At 56.1% G+C, this 17,343-nt stretch carries 13 protein-coding genes and 1 tRNA gene; 5 read left to right on the top strand and 9 right to left on the bottom strand.

Annotation, left to right across the window (positions count from 1 at the left end; genetic code table 11):
• Window positions 1-48 precede the first annotated feature (48 nt).
• Window positions 49-1,866, top strand: a complete 1,818-nt coding sequence (gene typA, locus AC2FH0_RS02690) for a translational GTPase TypA (protein WP_271947178.1) — start codon at window positions 49-51, stop codon at window positions 1,864-1,866.
• A gap of 190 nt (window positions 1,867-2,056) precedes the next feature.
• Here typA and AC2FH0_RS02685 read toward each other — a convergent pair whose 3' ends face one another.
• The gene (locus AC2FH0_RS02685; RefSeq protein WP_185956608.1) at window positions 2,057-2,227 is read right to left on the bottom strand and encodes a hypothetical protein; all 171 of its coding nucleotides are present in this window, start codon (window positions 2,225-2,227) and stop codon (window positions 2,057-2,059) included.
• Between AC2FH0_RS02685 and AC2FH0_RS02680 the strand changes: the two genes are divergently transcribed.
• The gene (locus AC2FH0_RS02680; RefSeq protein WP_496788489.1) at window positions 2,226-2,894 is read left to right on the top strand and encodes a hypothetical protein; all 669 of its coding nucleotides are present in this window, start codon (window positions 2,226-2,228) and stop codon (window positions 2,892-2,894) included. The two genes, AC2FH0_RS02685 and AC2FH0_RS02680, sit on opposite strands and share 2 nt — an antisense overlap.
• A 78-nt stretch (window positions 2,895-2,972) precedes the next feature.
• Here the strand turns inward: AC2FH0_RS02680 and AC2FH0_RS02675 are convergent, their stop codons facing one another.
• From AC2FH0_RS02675 to recA, 4 genes are all read right to left on the bottom strand, one after another.
• The gene (locus tag AC2FH0_RS02675; RefSeq protein ID WP_496785792.1) at window positions 2,973-3,587 is read right to left on the bottom strand and encodes a transglutaminase-like cysteine peptidase; all 615 of its coding nucleotides are present in this window, start codon (window positions 3,585-3,587) and stop codon (window positions 2,973-2,975) included.
• Window positions 3,588-3,963: 376 nt separating this feature from the next.
• Window positions 3,964-4,251 carry a DUF1330 domain-containing protein gene (locus tag AC2FH0_RS02670; protein ID WP_142633718.1) on the bottom strand — a complete coding sequence of 96 codons (288 nt, stop codon included), beginning with the start codon at window positions 4,249-4,251 and terminating at the stop codon, window positions 3,964-3,966.
• A gap of 4 nt (window positions 4,252-4,255) precedes the next feature.
• Entirely contained in the window at window positions 4,256-6,928 is a 2,673-nt protein-coding gene (gene alaS, locus AC2FH0_RS02665) for an alanine--tRNA ligase (protein WP_496788488.1), read from the bottom strand.
• Window positions 6,929-7,103: 175 nt separating this feature from the next.
• Window positions 7,104-8,168 (bottom strand): recombinase RecA, encoded by a 1,065-nt coding sequence (gene recA / locus AC2FH0_RS02660; RefSeq protein WP_142633714.1) that lies wholly within the window; start codon window positions 8,166-8,168, stop codon window positions 7,104-7,106.
• Window positions 8,169-8,360: 192 nt separating this feature from the next.
• Between recA and AC2FH0_RS02655 the strand changes: the two genes are divergently transcribed.
• On the top strand, window positions 8,361-8,954 hold the full coding sequence (locus AC2FH0_RS02655) for a sulfotransferase family 2 domain-containing protein (RefSeq protein WP_281972075.1): 594 nt from the start codon (window positions 8,361-8,363) through the stop codon (window positions 8,952-8,954).
• Between the two features lie 4 nt (window positions 8,955-8,958).
• Here AC2FH0_RS02655 and AC2FH0_RS02650 read toward each other — a convergent pair whose 3' ends face one another.
• The 3 genes from AC2FH0_RS02650 to guaB all read right to left on the bottom strand — a co-directional run bounded on the left by AC2FH0_RS02650 (window position 8,959) and on the right by guaB (window position 14,041).
• Window positions 8,959-11,250: a hybrid sensor histidine kinase/response regulator gene (locus AC2FH0_RS02650; RefSeq protein ID WP_496788486.1), complete on the bottom strand. Its 2,292-nt coding sequence runs from the start codon at window positions 11,248-11,250 to the stop codon at window positions 8,959-8,961.
• 106 nt (window positions 11,251-11,356) lie between these two features.
• A complete protein-coding gene (locus tag AC2FH0_RS02645) occupies window positions 11,357-12,514 on the bottom strand; it encodes an RsmB/NOP family class I SAM-dependent RNA methyltransferase (RefSeq protein WP_496788484.1) in 1,158 nt (385 codons plus the stop codon).
• 78 nt (window positions 12,515-12,592) lie between these two features.
• The gene (gene guaB / locus AC2FH0_RS02640) at window positions 12,593-14,041 is read right to left on the bottom strand and encodes an IMP dehydrogenase (protein WP_281972072.1); all 1,449 of its coding nucleotides are present in this window, start codon (window positions 14,039-14,041) and stop codon (window positions 12,593-12,595) included.
• A 217-nt stretch (window positions 14,042-14,258) separates the two neighbouring features.
• Here guaB and AC2FH0_RS02635 point away from each other — a divergent pair, with 217 nt between their 5' ends.
• Together AC2FH0_RS02635 and AC2FH0_RS02630 are read left to right on the top strand one after the other, a co-directional pair.
• Window positions 14,259-16,304 carry an ASKHA domain-containing protein gene (locus AC2FH0_RS02635; RefSeq protein ID WP_496788483.1) on the top strand — a complete coding sequence of 682 codons (2,046 nt, stop codon included), beginning with the start codon at window positions 14,259-14,261 and terminating at the stop codon, window positions 16,302-16,304.
• 24 nt (window positions 16,305-16,328) lie between these two features.
• A complete protein-coding gene (locus tag AC2FH0_RS02630) occupies window positions 16,329-17,186 on the top strand; it encodes a class I SAM-dependent methyltransferase (protein WP_496691211.1) in 858 nt (285 codons plus the stop codon).
• 1 nt (window position 17,187) lies between these two features.
• Here the strand turns inward: AC2FH0_RS02630 and AC2FH0_RS02625 are convergent.
• Window positions 17,188-17,261 (bottom strand) — tRNA-Gly (locus tag AC2FH0_RS02625).
• Window positions 17,262-17,343: the final 82 nt, after the last annotated feature.

The raw sequence follows: 17,343 nt of genomic DNA, 5'->3' as shown, positions 1-17,343 counted from the left end.
GAGCCGCGTTATGCGCGCGTCAACTTCCCGTTCAAAGGCTGACCTCTCATGGACCTGCGCAATATCGCAATCATCGCTCACGTGGACCACGGCAAAACAACGCTGGTCGATGAGCTGCTAAAACAATCCGGTGCGTTCCGGGAAAATCAGGCTGTCGCAGAACGCGCCATGGACAGCAATGACCTCGAGCGTGAGCGTGGTATCACCATCCTTGCAAAGGCCACTTCGGTGGAGTGGAAAGGCACGCGGATCAATATTGTCGACACGCCGGGCCACGCCGATTTCGGCGGCGAGGTTGAACGCATCCTCAGCATGGTCGACGGCGTTGTCCTGCTGGTCGATGCTGCCGAAGGTCCAATGCCGCAGACCAAATTCGTGACCTCCAAGGCGCTGGCGCTGGGTCTGCGTCCGATTGTGGTGCTGAACAAAGTCGACAAGCCCGACGCCGAACCAGACCGCGCGCTGGACGAATGCTTTGATCTGTTCGCAAACCTTGGTGCGGATGACGATCAGCTTGATTTCCCTTCAATGTACGCCTCAGGCCGGTCGGGCTGGGCAGATATGGAGCTGGAAGGACCCCGCAAGGATCTGTCAGCACTGTTCGACCTGATCGTTGACCACGTCCCAGCTCCCAAACAGATCGAACGCAAGGACGAACCCTTCCGGATGCTTGCCACGACACTGGGCAGCGACCCGTTCATCGGCCGCATTCTGACTGGCCGTGTCGAAAGTGGTACGCTCAAGGCAGGTGACACCCTCAAGGCGCTCAGCCGGGACGGAACACTTATCGAGAACTTTCGCGCCTCAAAAATCCTGGCTTTCCGCGGTCTGGGGCAGCAACCCATTGATGTGGCCGAGGCGGGCGATATCGTCACCATCGCAGGTATGAGCAAAGCGACCGTGGCAGATTCGCTTGTTGCCCCACAGGTCGAAGACGCTCTGCCCGCGCAGCCGATCGACCCGCCGACAATCACAGTGACCTTTGGTATCAACGATTCGCCCCTTGCCGGCCGAGACGGTAAAAAGGTTCAGTCCCGTGTCATTCGCGACCGTTTGATGAAAGAAGCAGAATCAAACGTCGCCATTCGCATTACCGACACGCCGGGCGGTGAGGCCTTCGAAGTTGCGGGACGCGGCGAATTGCAGATGGGTGTTCTGATCGAAAACATGCGCCGCGAAGGGTTCGAGCTGAGTATCTCTCGCCCACAGGTACTTTTCCGCGAAGAAGACGGTCAGCGCCTAGAGCCCATCGAAGAAGTCACCATTGACGTGGATGACGAGTATTCCGGCTCGGTCATTGAAAAGATAACAGGTGTCCGCAAAGGTGAACTGGCCGAGATGCGGCCTGCTGGTACAGGCAAAACCCGCATCATCGCCCATGTGCCGTCACGCGGGTTGATCGGTTATCACGGTGAATTTCTGACAGATACACGCGGTACTGGCGTTTTGAACCGTGTGTTCCACGACTGGGCACCGCATAAAGGGCAAATTCCGGGCCGCCGCGCAGGCGTTCTGATCTCGATGGAGAACGGACAGGCAGTTGCCTATGCCCTTTGGAACCTCGAAGAGCGTGGCCGCATGTTTGTTGGCCCTCAGACCGATGTATATCAGGGTATGGTTATCGGCGAGCATTCGCGCGACAACGATCTTGAGGTTAACCCGCTGAAGGGGAAAAAGCTGACCAACGTCCGGGCCAGCGGATCGGATGACGCTGTGCGCCTGACACCCCATATTCAGTTCTCGTTGGAAGAGGCGATCGCCTATATCGACGATGACGAACTTGTCGAAGTGACCCCGAACGCAATCCGTCTGCGCAAACGCTTTCTGGATCCGCACGAGCGCAAGCGTATGGCAAGATCCGCCTGATCATTGCAGTGATGCAGTTCACAGATTGGAAACAATAACACAATCGTGACATATTTGCGCACACGCGTATTAAGGCCCATCCTGGAAGGCTCGCTCTCAAAGCGGGCCTTCTTTTTGTTTTACCAACACTTTCTTCTTTAAGTTGTTTCACTTTTAACATTCACAATTTTAGGAAACTTGTAATTCTGGCTCAAAAGGGATGTATTTGTGTCCAAAGTATGGCACCTGTTTGCCTGCCAAGTTTTGAGTAATGAGTATCAAGGAGTAGCGCCATGCGCATTAAGTCTCGCTTACTTTCAATAGTATTTGTTTCAGCAACATTCCCAGTTATTTCAGCTGTATCCGCTTCAGCTTCAGACATGTGTACAATACGAACAGCCAAACAGTCGGTATCGACTGAAACGCTTTGTGCATGTTCTGTTGTAGACGCCCGGATGCTGCGCTATTTGCAGCGACGCTCAGATTTCGAGGACATCTTGTCCCGTACATTGGAGAGTTGCCCAGCTTTTGCAGCAGTTCTGACTGACTTTCCAACCGCATCTATTCTCGGAAATGAGCAACGATCAGGAGACGGCCCTGCTGATGAAAATGGCGGTGGTGGTTCAGGCGGTGGCGGCGGCGGCGGTGGTACCGGCGGCGGCGGCGGTGGTACCGGCGGCGGCGGCGGCGGCGATGGTGACGACGGCGACGATGGTGACGACGGCGACGGTGGTGACGGCGGCGACGGTGGTGACGGCGGCGACGGTGGTGACGGCGGCGACGGTGGTGACGGCGGCGAAGGTGGCGACGGCGGCGACGGTGGTGACGGCGGCGAAGGTGGCGACGGCGGCGAAGGTGGTGACGGCGGCGAAGGTGGCGGCGACGGCGGCGAAGGTGGCGAAGGTGGCGACGGCGGCGAAGGTGGTGACGGCGGCGAAGGTGGTGACGGTGGACCCAAGGGCAACCGTTCTGGCCATAGCGACGGAACCAATCCAGGCGGCCAATCTCAGAACCCGAACGGTACCAACAATCCGGGCAACCCCAAGTAAGCTAATTTAGTACTACAGAAAATGGCGAAGCTGCTGCTTCGCCATTTTTGCATTCTAACCAGCTGAGATTAGCTTTCCTCAGCTTCTGCCGAAGACCCCGACCCATTTACTGGGCCGCCGAGGGTCCTGCATCCGCAGAAACAGATATCGCGTCGCCGACCAGGGTTTGATGCGGTTGGTCAAGTTATCCAGAACCAGATCGCCACTGGCCGAGCGATAAACCAAAACCGCATGAGAATTTCGCTGCGTATCCAGTACAGTTGCGATCAAAAGTTTGCTCGGATCGACGCCCGCACGGATAAGATCCCTTTTCTTCAACAGAGCAAAGTCTTCGCAATCTCCACCGCGCGAAGTCGGCAGTGCCCAACGTTCACGAGTTCTATATTGGGCCTGATCTGTAACCGAGCGGGTGGTTGCGTTTACCTGCCGGTTGACCTTTTTGATGATCTGCATCTCTTGCTGGCTCGACATTGAATTCGAAGCCTTGCTGGAACATGCCCAAGAGTATTGACGGCACAGTTGCCGCGCTCCAGACGGCGGGGGCGAAGATGCGACTGTGCGGATGAAGTTGCCTTCCCGCGCTTGCGCATCTGGTGCCACAACCGAGGTCCCCAACGCCAATGCGAGGATTCCTAAAGTTCTACCAAAACCAGTCCAGATCCGCGCATTAACGGCCCTAAATTCCGTACCCATGGTCGCCATGCCTGTCCCTCGATCCGTGTTTTCCCTGCGATTGCCGCAAAACAGGACCATATTCCGTTTTCCGAAACTATCGGTAAACACGCCTAATTGTGCAATCTGTCTCAAATCTTGCAACTAAAAGAGGCGGAATTCCGTCATTGAAAATGGCATTTTTGGATAAGAATCTGGCGCTGCTCGCCACATTCGAAACACGAACCCCTTGGCAGGCCCGACATCAAGACCTGTTAACTACTTGTAAATAAAAAATTTATGGGACTTCAGGTCGACGCTTGCCGCAACGTCATAATTGGGCGGCCATCTTTTGGCTGAAAACCGCCCAATGAATAAGCTGACAGGGGTATTAAATCCCTGATCGCACGGGGTGATTCTAATCTGTGATCTCTACGACCACCAATTCCCGCTCACTTGCACCACGCGCGTGATCCAGTGCTTGCTGATATTCCACCGAATTATAACACTCTACAGCGGCTTCCAATGAGGGGAATTTGGCGACAACGTTGCGCGGCCGTTCTTTGCCTTCCAACTGCACGTATCGCGCAGCACGCGCGATAAACGCACCACCGTGTTTGGCAATCGCAGGCCCGGCGAGCTCGGCATATTTTCCATAGGATTCGGCGTCAGTAACACTGACATGTGCAATCCAAAGTGCGGACATTTTGTTAACCTCCAAGAATATTCTCTGCAGCCTTGATCGCGGCATCAGCATTCGAAGCGTCCTTGCCACCACCCTGCGCCATGTCAGGGCGTCCACCGCCACCTTTTCCACCAAGTTCAGCAACCGCCGCCCGAACCAGATCCACGGCCGAGATTGCATCCGTCAGATCAGCTGTGACACCGGCGGCGACGGCTGCTTTGCCGCCCGTATCCGCTATCAGCAACACAGCACCCGATCCAAGTCGGCTTTTGTGTTCGTCGATCAGCGCGGGTAAGTCCTTGCCAGATACGCCAGTAAGGGATTGAGCCAGGAACGAGATACCGTTTACCGTTTTGGCCTCAGCGCTACCGCCCTGCCCCGAACCACCAGCCATCGCGAGATCGCGGCGCAGCTGCGCAACTTCATTTTGAAGGGATTTACGTTCATCCAACAGAGCTTTGACACGAGATACAACGTCATCCGGTTGCGTTTTCAGTTCAGATGCGATCTGCCCCAAACGTTGGTCCTGGTCGGTCAGGTAAACCATGGCTTCGTCACCGGTAAGCGCTTCGATCCGCCGGACACCGGCACTGCTGGCGCTATCCCCCAATACAACAAGCGCGCCAATATCACCGGTCTGGCGAACATGCGTTCCACCACACAGTTCGATCGACCAGGTCTCACCATCCTGGCCTTTGCCAGTTGGCGCTTTGCCCATCGAAACCACGCGAACTTCGTCGCCGTATTTCTCACCGAAAAGGGCCTGCGCACCCAGTTCCCGGGCATCATCCGGTGTCATGATCCGGGTCTCGACGGTCGAGTTCTGGCGGATGAAAGCGTTGACCGAGCGTTCAACTTGCCGAATTTCCTCGGGGTTCATCGCCTTCGCGTGGCTAAAGTCGAACCGCAGCCGGTCAGCCGCATTCAAAGAACCGCGCTGCGCAACATGGTCACCCAGTGTTTCCCGCAATGCTTCGTGCAGCAAATGTGTGGCCGAATGGTTGGCCCGGATGGCGGTGCGGCGAACATGGTCCACCTCAAGCTCAACTGCGTCTCCCTTGGACAAGGTACCGTGATCGACCGTGACCCGATGCGCATAGATTTTGCCATCCGCAAATTTCCGGGTGTCCTCGACCCGCGCGACATCATCACGCTCTTCCAGACGACGAATTTCGCCGGTGTCTCCTATTTGACCACCGGATTCACCATAAAACGGGGTTTGGTTCACAACGACCCAGCCGGAACAACCTGTCTCGATCTTGTCGACCAAAGCGCCATCCACGACCATTGCCGCGACCTGTCCTTCAGCCTTTTCTGTATCGTATCCAAGAAAATCCGTAGCGCCCGCGATATCCAGAACGTCAAACCAAACGGCTTGGTCCGCTGCTTCCCCTGATCCAGCCCAGGCAGCGCGTGCCTTGGCCTTTTGCTCGGCCATCGCCGTATCAAACCCGTCGGTATCAACCGTCCGGCCTTTTTCACGCAGTGCATCTTGTGTCAGATCAAGCGGAAAACCGTATGTATCATACAGCTTGAAAGCGGCCTCTCCAGACAGTGCCGCACCCTCTGGCAGGTCAGAGACCTCGTCATCCAACAACTTCAGGCCGCGATCCAATGTTTGCTTAAAGCGGGTTTCTTCCAGCAACAGCGTCTCTTCGATCAGCGACTGAGCCTGGCCAAGTTCGGTGTACTGAGCACCCATCAGTTGGACCAATGTCGGCACCAGCTGATACATCACCGGATCCTTCGCACCCAACAGATGCGCATGCCGCATCGCACGACGCATGATCCGCCGCAGCACATAGCCGCGCCCGTCATTGCTGGGCATTACCCCGTCTGCAATCAGGAACGAGGTCGACCGCAGGTGATCCGCAATCACGCGGTGATGTACGTTTTGATCCCCATAGGGATCGACATTGGTGGCACTCGCCGAGGCCTCGATTAGGGTCTTGAACAGATCGGTGTCATAATTGTCATGGCTTCCTTGCAAGAGGGCACCAATCCGCTCCAGCCCCATCCCGGTGTCGATAGACTGCATGTCGAGCTCGACCATCGAACCGTCTTCGAACTGTTCGTTCTGCATGAAAACGATGTTCCAGATTTCGATGAACCGGTCACCATCTTCCTCAGGCGAACCCGGAGGGCCGCCCCAGATATGATCCCCGTGGTCGTAGAATATCTCGGTGCAGGGACCGCACGGGCCGGTCGGTCCCATCTGCCAGAAATTGTCACTGGTTGCGATACGGATGATCCGATCTTCGGGGACGCCCACCTTCTTCCACATCTCGAACGCTTCGTCATCGGTGTGGTAAACCGTTGTCAGAAGGCGGTTTCTATCGACCCCGAATTCTTTGGTGATCAATTCCCATGCGAATGGAATTGCTTCGGGCTTGAAGTAATCGCCGAACGAAAAATTGCCCAACATCTCAAAGAATGTGTGGTGACGCGCAGTATAGCCGACATTGTCCAAGTCGTTGTGCTTGCCACCGGCCCGAACACATTTCTGTGCTGTCGTCGCGCGCTGATAGTCACGGGTTTCGACACCGGTGAACAGGTTTTTGAACTGCACCATACCCGAGTTGACGAACATCAATGTTGGGTCGTTGCGCGGCACCAGGGGACTGGATGCCACTACTTCGTGCCCCTGTTTGGCAAAGTAGTTCAAAAAGGTCGATCGGATTTCGTTCAACGTTGACATAGGGCTCTCTCGGCGCGCAATCAGTTTGTTTCAAAAAGGGTTTATCCGCCTCCCCCGGGATAGTCCACAGGCGAGCGTCGCAGAACGGAACAAGGCGGCCCCGACGGACCGCCTTGATCGGAATATGGTTCGTTCTTAGGAAAGAGCTGCGAAAATCACTTTCTTCCCGAACCACTTATGCCTCGAGGATATCATCCTCTTCCGCGCCGGGCGGTACATCGAATTCCAGCCCATGTGCCGCGCGAATCTTGTCCTCGATCTCAAACGCGATGCGGTTGTTGTCGCGCAGATACTGCTTGGCATTCTCACGCCCCTGCCCGATCCGCTCATCACCATAACTGAACCACGAACCCGATTTCTCGACCACACCGGCCTTGACGCCCAGATCCAGCAGCTCGCCCATTTTACTGATGCCTTCGCCATACATGATGTCGAATTCAACTTGCTTGAAGGGCGGTGCCACTTTGTTTTTAACGACCTTCACACGGGTCTGGTTGCCAACAACCTCATCCCGGTCCTTGATCGCACCGATCCGACGAATATCCAAACGGACCGAGCTGTAGAATTTCAGGGCGTTACCACCGGTGGTGGTTTCCGGGCTGCCGAACATCACGCCGATTTTCATCCGGATTTGGTTGATGAAGATCACCATACAGTTCGAGCGGCTGATCGAACCCGTCAGTTTACGCATTGCCTGGCTCATCAGCCGGGCCTGCACACCAACGCTGCTGTCGCCCATATCGCCTTCGAGTTCAGATTTCGGCGTCAGCGCCGCGACCGAGTCAACCACGACCATGTTCACCGCGCCCGAACGGACCAGCGTATCGGTAATCTCAAGCGCCTGTTCGCCGGTGTCGGGTTGCGAAATCAGCAACTCGTCCAAATCGACGCCCAGTTTGCGCGCATATTGCGGGTCCAACGCATGTTCCGCATCGACAAATGCGCATACACCGCCATGTTTCTGCTGTTCTGCGATGCAGTGCAGTGTCAGCGTTGTTTTGCCTGAACTTTCCGGGCCATAGATTTCAACGATCCGGCCCATCGGCAGGCCGCCGATTCCCAGAGCGATATCCAGACCCAGCGATCCGGTCGAACTGGCGTCGATGTCCTGCTTGGAATCCTCGCCCAGCTTCATGATCGAGCCTTTGCCGAACTGCCGTTCGATCTGTGCCAGCGCGCTGTCGAGCGCCTTTTGCTTATCTGCGTTTTTCTTGTCGCTCATCGTCAGAAGATCCGCCATTGTCCTGTCGCCTTCCCTTTTGTCACACCCTTGAACGGGCGGCAATCGCTGCTTTGTTCGCCTCTTGTTCCTTATGGGACCAAAAAGAGAACATTTCAACTAAAACTTACATTACTTACTGTTCTGCAATTGTATTAAGGAGTCGTTTACGCCAATCTGAGCTGGAGATAATTACTGCCGATGGACGAATAAATGCTTGTTTTTTATGAAGAACGCCTTGCGTTTCTGGCTGTCCCAAAAACCGGCAGCACCGCTTATCATACGGCTTTGCGGGACCGTGCCGATCTGGTTGTCACCGATCCGCCAGATCTGAAACACGCACCTGTCCGCCGGTATGATCGGTTTTTCCAGAACATTTTCCGTAAAATGTACGATACTGAGATGGAAATCATGGCGGTTGTTCGTGAACCGGTCGATTGGCTGGGCAGTTGGTACAGGTTTCGCGGCCGCCAAGAGCGTCTTGACCACCCGCATTCAACACATGACCTGAGCTTTGATGATTTCATCCAGGCCTATATGCGCACACCCCGACCTGAATTTGCCGATGTCGGCAGTCAGAGCCAATTTTTTCGCACCCGCAACAACGGGCGTGGCGCCACCCATGTCTTCAAATATGAAAACCAGGACAAAATTCTCGATTTCCTGCAAAACCGCTTGAATATGGATATCCGGCTGCAACGCGAAAACGTGTCACCCACACGAGACCTAACACTGGGCGCAGAGACATTGACCAAGTTCCGCAACACACACTCCGCGGAATTCGATTGCCACGCCTCGGCACTTTGAAACCCTAATTGATCTGCTGAAAAACAGCTTCGGTCAGTTGGTTTAGTGAAAATGGTTTGGGCAGGAAAGTTGAATCGGAAATCTCTGGTCCGGAATCGCCAAACGCACCCTCTGTGTATCCAGACATGAATATGACCCGGACATCTGGCCTGCTCTGCTTAGCCATACGAACCCAGGTCGGACCATCCAATCCGGGCATGACCACATCGGTGACGAATGCGTCAACATTCAATGTGCCATCTTCGAGAAGCCTCAGAGCCTCTTCTCCCGAATCGGCCTCGAGCACAGTGTAGCCTTTCAACCTCAGTGCGCGGGTAGCAAAGGCCCGAACCGGGGCTTCGTCTTCGACCAGCAGCACGACACCCTCACCCTGGCGAACCGTTGGATTCTCAGGGGATTGCGCAGGCGCTGCCTCGGTTTTTTTGGGGGCGGTTGAAACCGGCAGGTACACAATAAACTCGGTCCCTCTCCCCTGAATGCTGTCGACAAAAATAAAACCGCCGGTTTGCTTTACAATTCCGTAGACAGTCGACAGGCCCAAACCTGTCCCCTCACCCGTGCGTTTGGTTGTAAAGAAAGGCTCGAACACTTTCTGTAGCTTATCGGGGGCAATCCCCGTACCGCTATCAATGACTTTGACGGTGACGTATTCACCAGGTTGTACCGTAGCGCGATCCCTTGTGAAGCGTTCTGTCAGCACGACCACTTCGGTTTCGATCCTGACCTCACCACCTTCAGGCATTGCATCGCGGGCATTTACGACAAGGTTCATCAACACCTGCTCTAGCTGGCGTTTATCCGCACGAACCGCTTTCAGAACGGGATCGTGGCTGAGTGTCAGCTTAACCTTTTCTCCGACCAGACGATTTAGCAGATGAATAAGGTCTGAGATCGTATCTCTGAGATCCAGAATTTCCGGCTGCAAAGTCTGTTTGCGCGAAAAGGCCAGCAGTTGGCTCACCAAAGCTGCAGCACGGTTTGCGTTCTGATTGATTTGTACAAGATCCCCGTAGTCAGGGTCATTCTGATCGTGCCGCAAAAGCAGAAGATCGCAATGTCCGGAAATCGCCGTTAGTAAATTGTTGAAATCATGCGCTACACCCCCAGCCAGTTGGCCAACGGCCTGCATTTTTTGTCCTTGCACAAATTGCGCCTCTAAAGTCTTGAGTTCGGTAGCATCATTCAGAACCGCAATCAGTCTGACTTCTCCCTCGCTCAGCACACGTTTCAATGTGACCTGTACGAATATCTCGCGGTCTTCCCGTGTCAGCCTCAGGAATTCAGATCGTGGAACGGCGCCCTCATTTGAAGCCTGCGTCAGCCAATCCAGAACCGGATACCCCAGACCATGCATGATATGCACAACATTGGATTCTCCGGGCTCTATGTTTCCGACAAGACGCGTTGCCAGCCTGTTGGCCTCAAGGATGCTCCCGTCGGGAGACAGGGTCATTACCGGGACCGGAAGATCCACAAATGACGCGCCAATTCCACTTTCCTGTGCACGATCAAGCGGTAGAACAAGCAAATCGCGCGTGGTTCCCGACCGAGACAGTTCGGCCATCGTAGCCGGAATTGGCCCCTGTGCCGTCTGTACCTGCACAACCTCACCCAATTCGGGCTGAGCGCCAGTCAGAACCTGTGCAAGGTTGTCGGGTCGTTGCCCTAGGATTTGTTCCGCCGCCCCGTTGATCCGCAGCAATGCTCCGTTTCTGCCTTCGGTCAAAATGGGTACAGGCACAGCATCCCACTGACCTGTTCCATCCAGATGAAACCGCCAAAAGAAAAAGTTATTCCCAACACCGAGAACAGAAATCGGTACGGTTGTCTCTAAAGTGACAACGTCTTCTCTTGCACGGCCATGGATCTCGGCCAAAGACTGCAGGCGCAGCAGAATTGCCGACGGATTGGCAAAAATAGACTTTAGACCTTCATCCAGCCGATTGCCGGGAAAAACATGAAGCTGAGCCCGGGCATGAGAATTGCAAATCAGAACATCACCCTGTGCATTGGCAATCGCGCAAGGGTACAGCTCTTCTTCGGCAAAAACCTCCATAACCCTAAGCTCTCGACGTACCGAGTCGTCGGAAATCAGCGCCCTCACCACGACCAACAGTGATGCAGCAAGCAAAGACACACCTGCCACCACAAGGCCGAGATTCCAAGCTTGGGGGATGATTCCTGCCAGCGGCAGCAGTGAGAGCAACACCCCTAGCGCAACCAATGGTGCTAGACGCAAACCACTTGGTGTATTTCGTAACTTTGGGTCAGAATAGAAATCTGCGGTATCGGACATTAAATACTCAACTTGCCGGGCTAGGTGTAACCCAACGCAAAAGGGTTAACGCCCACTTAACCAACAAAGTGAGCAATTCTCCTTTAGGTTGCTATTTGTCCGCCGACTACCGCGTCAAGTGTGACGTGAAAAACCCGTCAGTACCGTGTGATACATACCACGTTTTGCGAAACGTCTCGGTCCATTCGGAGTGCGCGGCCACGAACGCATCGACCACTGCACCGTTTTCGACCTCGAGCATGGAACAGGTTGCATAGGCAAGAACACCCGCTGGCCCCACCAAAGGCGCGACATCATCAAGGATCGTCCGCTGTGTTTCCGTAAGCCGGTTCAGTCCATCTTGTGTAAGAGACCATTTTCCCGCCGGGGCGCGACGCCAGGATCCGCTGCCAGAACAGGGAGCATCCGTCAGCACAATGTCGAATGGTGCCTGCGCAGAGATCTCGTCAGTGGTCAGAAGTGTTATCTGTGCACCCGCTCTCTCGGCCCGGGCGGGCAAATCACGCATTCGCGCCGCCTTAACGTCATGCGCGAACACATCTACACCGCGATGCGCGGCCAAGGCCAAGGCTTTGCCGCCACCGCCGGAACAATAATCCAGAACCCGCATTCCGGGGTTTAAGTCTAATGATTCAACCACGGCCTGGCTCGCCGCATCCTGCAGTTCGACCAACCCATCAGTATAGGCACGGCTTCCTGAGATTTTCCGCTCGCCCTCGACAACTTCGAGTGCGGTCGAACAAGCGGGATGTGGCCTCGCTTGGATGCCGTCCGCCAGCAAGACCGAGACCGCCTGATCGACACGTGACTTAACCAGATTGACCCGCAAATGAATCGGGGCCCGAGCTCGCAATGCCTCGGCCACTGGAAGGGTCAAATCACCCAAAGACTCTTGAAAGGTTGGCCAAAGCCATTCCGGTATGTCGTATTTCTGGGCGTCGGAATCACATGGTTTAGCCTGTTCGTGTTCTTCCAAACTTGCCGGAGCGTACCCTACGCCATTGAATATCTGATCCAGATCGACTTCTTGCATGCGCATCGCGCCGATCATCAACCCCCGACCAGTTTCCACTCCACCTGCCGCCGCAAATGACCTTTTGCACCGCAAAGCACCAAACACGTGGTCGCGAATAGCAGCCCTGTCTTTGGAACCGGCGAAACGGCTGCGCCGCGCCCAACCGGTCAGGGCCTTTTCGACCGGGGCACCCGAAAGAATCTGATCAAGAATTTCGATGGAGGCCTGAACACGTGCGGCGGGGGTCATTTCATTCTCCGTTATAGTGCAGGGCAAAAACGCAAAGCGGCGCCCTCACCGGGGCGCCGCAGTTCAGGTTCCGGCAATTTACATCACTCGATAATTCGGGCTTTCGCGTGTGATTTGCACGTCATGCACATGGCTCTCCTTCAGGCCAGCCCCTGTGATTCTGACGAAGTTGCAGTTCTTTCGCATCTCTTCGACCGTGGCGCAGCCGGTATAACCCATGGCTGCGCGCAGGCCGCCGACCAGTTGATGCACAACCGCGCTGGCCGAGCCCTTGTAAGGCACCTGCCCTTCGATCCCTTCGGGCACCAGCTTGTCGCTGGCGGCATCCTTCTGGAAATAGCGATCCGCAGAGCCACGTGCCATCGCGCCTAGACTGCCCATGCCGCGATAAGATTTGAACGACCGGCCCTGATACAGGATCACTTCGCCCGGGCTTTCATCTGTTCCTGCGATCATCGAGCCAACCATGGCACAGGACGCACCCGCCGCAATCGCCTTGGCAAAATCGCCCGAGAATTTGATACCACCATCTGCGATAACCGGCACATCGCCGGCGGCCGCGGCGCAATCCATGATCGCAGTCAGCTGCGGCACGCCCACACCGGCCACCATCCGCGTAGTACAGATCGAACCCGGCCCGATCCCCACCTTGATGGCATCCGCGCCTGCGTCGATCAGCGCCTTGGTTGCGTCCCCAGTGGCGACGTTACCGGCAATGATCTGCACCTCGTTCGACAGGGTCTTGACCCGCTTCACCGCGTCCAGCACCCCTTGAGAATGCCCATGAGCGGTGTCTACAACGATAATGTCGACACCGGAATCCACCAGTTGTTCGGATCGTTCGAAACCAGAGTCACCAACCGACGTCGCTGCCGCGACTCTCAGACGCCCCAGCCGGTCCTTGCAGGCCGTTGGGTTCAGCACCGCCTGTTCGGTATCTTTCAAAGTCAGAAGACCCGTCAGCTTGCCCGCCCCGTCCACAACCAGAAGCTTTTCGATCCGTCGCGCGCGCATCAGGCTTTTGGCCTCTTCCAGATCGGCGGGTTCCTGAAGCATCGCCAGATTGTCCGAGGTCATCATCGCGTGAACCGGCGTATCATCCGAAGTCGCAAAACGCATATCACGGTTGGTCAGAATACCGACCACGCGGCCTTCTTCGTCCACCACGGGAAAGCCGGTGAAGTTATAACGCTGCACCAACGCGTTGGCGTCCGCCAGCGTCTGATCCACCCGCAGTGTCACCGGGTTGTAAACAATACCGGATTCAAATCTCTTGACCCGCCGAACCTCTCGGGCCTGTTCTTCGATCGACAGGTTCTTGTGCACCACGCCGATGCCGCCCGCCTGCGCCATGGCGATGGCCATGCGCGCCTCGGTCACCGTGTCCATCGCCGAGCTGAGCAGCGGGATGTTCATGGTGATTTCCCGCGTCACGCGCGTGGTCGTATCCGCCGTGGCCGGCAGCACAGAAGATGCGCCCGGAACCAGAAGAACGTCGTCAAAGGTGAGTGCCTCACGAATCTGCATTTGTTAACCCCATGCAAAAGCCCGTTTGACGGTGACCCTATTGCATGGATTGCATCTAAGGAAAAGCCCCCGACATAAACTAGTTTTTACCTGCTGGTCGGTGCTGCGGCAAAAAACGACGCAACGCACACAAAACGTGCCGCTGAATGGCCTTTCCCTTTGCGTACAAAACCATATCTTGCCCGACATAGGCGCGAATATAAAAGGCAGGCCAATCATGACCACCGACCCTCTTGTTGTCTTTACCCCATCGGGCAAACGCGGGCACTTTCCCGTAGGCACTCCGGTTCTGACTGCGGCACGGCAACTGGGTGTGGATCTGGATTCCGTTTGCGGTGGACGCGGGATTTGTTCGAAATGCCAGATCACACCAAGCTATGGCGAGTTTCCCAAGCACGGCGTGACCGTAGCCGACGGTGCACTAAGCGAATGGAACGCGGTTGAACAGCGCTATGACGACAAGCGCGGATTGAAACCCGGCCGCCGTCTTGGATGTCAGGCCACGGTTCAGGGGGATGTGGTGATCGACGTGCCACCAGAAAGCCAGGTGCACCGTCAGGTCGTACGCAAGGCCGCCACAGCACGCGCCATCACAATGGATCCGGCCACCCGGCTGTATTTTGTTGCGGTAGAAGAACCCGACATGCATTCACCAACCGGCGATCTGGAACGTCTGGAACGCGCGCTGCGCGAGCAATGGAACGTCGAGGCCGTTACGGCTGATCTTTCCTTGTTGTCCAAACTGCAGCCCATATTGCGCAAGGGTAAGTGGGAGGTCACCGTTGCGGTGCATAAAGGCCACAAGGACGAGGTCGCACGGATCGTGGAAATCTGGCCTGGATTGCACGAGAACGGACTTTTCGGTCTGGCCATCGACCTCGGCTCTACCACGATTGCAGCTCACCTGACCGATCTGGACACAGGCGAGGTCAAGGCATCTTCGGGCCTTATGAACCCCCAAATCCGCTTTGGCGAAGACCTGATGAGCCGCGTGTCCTATTCGATGATGAACCCCGGCGGCGACAAAGAGATGACCCGAGCCGTTCGCGAAGCGATAAACGATCTGACAACATCGATCGCGGATGAGGCCGGGATTGACGCCAACCTGATTGTCGAAACGGTGTTCGTCTGTAACCCGGTCATGCACCATCTGCTGCTTGGGCTGGATCCGGTCGAGCTGGGCCAAGCGCCCTTTGCCTTGGCCACGTCTGAGAGCATGTCCTTGCCTGCACGCGAAATGGACCTGACCAAGATGAACCCGCGCGCGCAGGTCTACATCCTGCCCTGCATTGCGGGTCATGTGGGTGCGGATTGTGCGGCGGTTGCCTTGTCGGAAGAGCCCGGCAAATCCGAAGATCTGGTTCTGATCGTAGATGTCGGCACCAATGCCGAGATTTTGCTGGGCAATACCAGCCGGGTTCTGGCGTGCTCCTCACCGACCGGCCCGGCCTTTGAAGGCGCGCAGATTAGCTCTGGTCAGCGTGCCGCCCCCGGTGCGATTGAGCGGATCGAGATTGATCCTGTCACTAAAGAACCCCGTTTTCGCGTCATTGGGTCCGAGAAATGGTCGGATGAAGAGGGTTTTGATCAAGACATCGCAACCACTGGCATCAGCGGCATCTGTGGATCAGGCATTATTGAAGCGGTGGCGGAAATGCGTATGGCGGGTTTGCTGGATGAAAGTGGCCTGATCGGATCCGCAGAACAAACGGGCACATCACGCAACGTCCCCGAGGGGCGCACCCATTCCTATCTGATCCACGACGCAAGCGCCGAAGGCGGCCCACGTATCACAGTCACTCAGGGCGATATTCGCGCGATTCAACTGGCGAAATCCGCGCTTTATGCAGGCGCGCGGCTTTTAATGGACGAAATGAACGTGGATACTGTCGACCGCATTGTTCTTGCTGGTGCCTTCGGCGCGCATATCTCGACCAAACATGCCATGGTTCTGGGAATGATCCCCGATGCGCCCTTGAACAAGGTCTCAAGCGCGGGCAACGCCGCCGGTACGGGCGCCCGGATCGCCCTTTGCAACATCGGGTCGCGGAGTGAAATTGAACGCGTAGTGCGCGAAATAACCAAGGTTGAAACCGCCATCGAGCCCAAGTTTCAGGATCATTTCGTGGCAGCAAACGCGATACCCCACAAAACCGACCCATTCCCGGAATTGGCACAGGTGGTCACCCTGCCCGCGCCCTCGTTCAACACCGGTGGTGGAGATCAGGAAAACTCTGGCCGCCGCCGTCGCCGGAGGTCATAGTCGCGGCAACCACGGAGGGGTTCGATGCAGTCGGTGAATGAGGAACAGGCAGAATACTGGGGAAAATCCGAATCCGGAGCCAAATGGCTGACATATCAGGATCAGTTGGATCAACTGATGGCTTCGGTTCTGGACCTTGTGCTGGAGAATGCCCAGCTTAAACTAGGAATGCATGTGCTCGACATCGGCTGTGGCACTGGCGAAAGCTCTCTTGCAGCCGCGCGATTGGTCGGGCCGGATGGCGATGTTCTGGCCGCCGATATATCGCAAGCGTTTCTTGATCGTGCCAGCGCCCGAGCCTCGGAAAACGGGCTGAGCAACATCAGCTTCCAACATGCTGACGCGCAGATATTCGGGTTTCCTGCCAATCAGTTGGACGCAGCGATTTCACGGTTCGGCGTGATGTTCTTTGACGATTCGGTTGCTGCATTCGCCAATATCGCCCGCGCACTTAAACCCGGCGGGCAGATGACCTTTGCAGCTTGGGGGCCATTGGATGGCAACCCGTGGTTCAAAATACCCCATATTGCTGCGGTAAAACGCCTTGGGCAGCCGCCTCGGGTAGATCGTTACGCGCCGGGTCCGCTGGCGTTTCACGATCTGGATCACGTCACCGGCATGATGCAACAGGCGGGGCTGTCGGACATTCAGGCCCAAGCCATCTCCGTAAATCTGCCCGGCGCTGGCGGGTCAGAGGAAATAGCCGCCTTGTGCACCCGCGTCGGCCCCGCCGCGCGAACCATCGCGCATTTCGAAGGCACCGAACAGGACGCAGCAGCAATCCAGCACGAGGTCTGTCAGGAATTCGCCCAGTTCACATCCGAAACCGGCCTGCACATCCCGGCGGTGATAAACCTGTACCAAGCGCGTCGATCGAACTGAATGGAGCGGGTAGCGGGAATCGAACCCGCGCGTTCAGCTTGGGAAGCTGACAGGCTACCATTACATCATACCCGCCGCTGCTAGCTGAATATCACCGGTACAAGATCAGGTTCAAGCGGTTTTGATCCAAACCGTCAGGCTATTTGCGACGGCGAAG

This window comes from Ruegeria sp. CDSC051, from assembly GCF_059610665.1.
The sequence above is the reverse complement of the archived record's forward strand: the minus strand, read 5'-3'. Positions and strand labels throughout refer to the sequence as shown.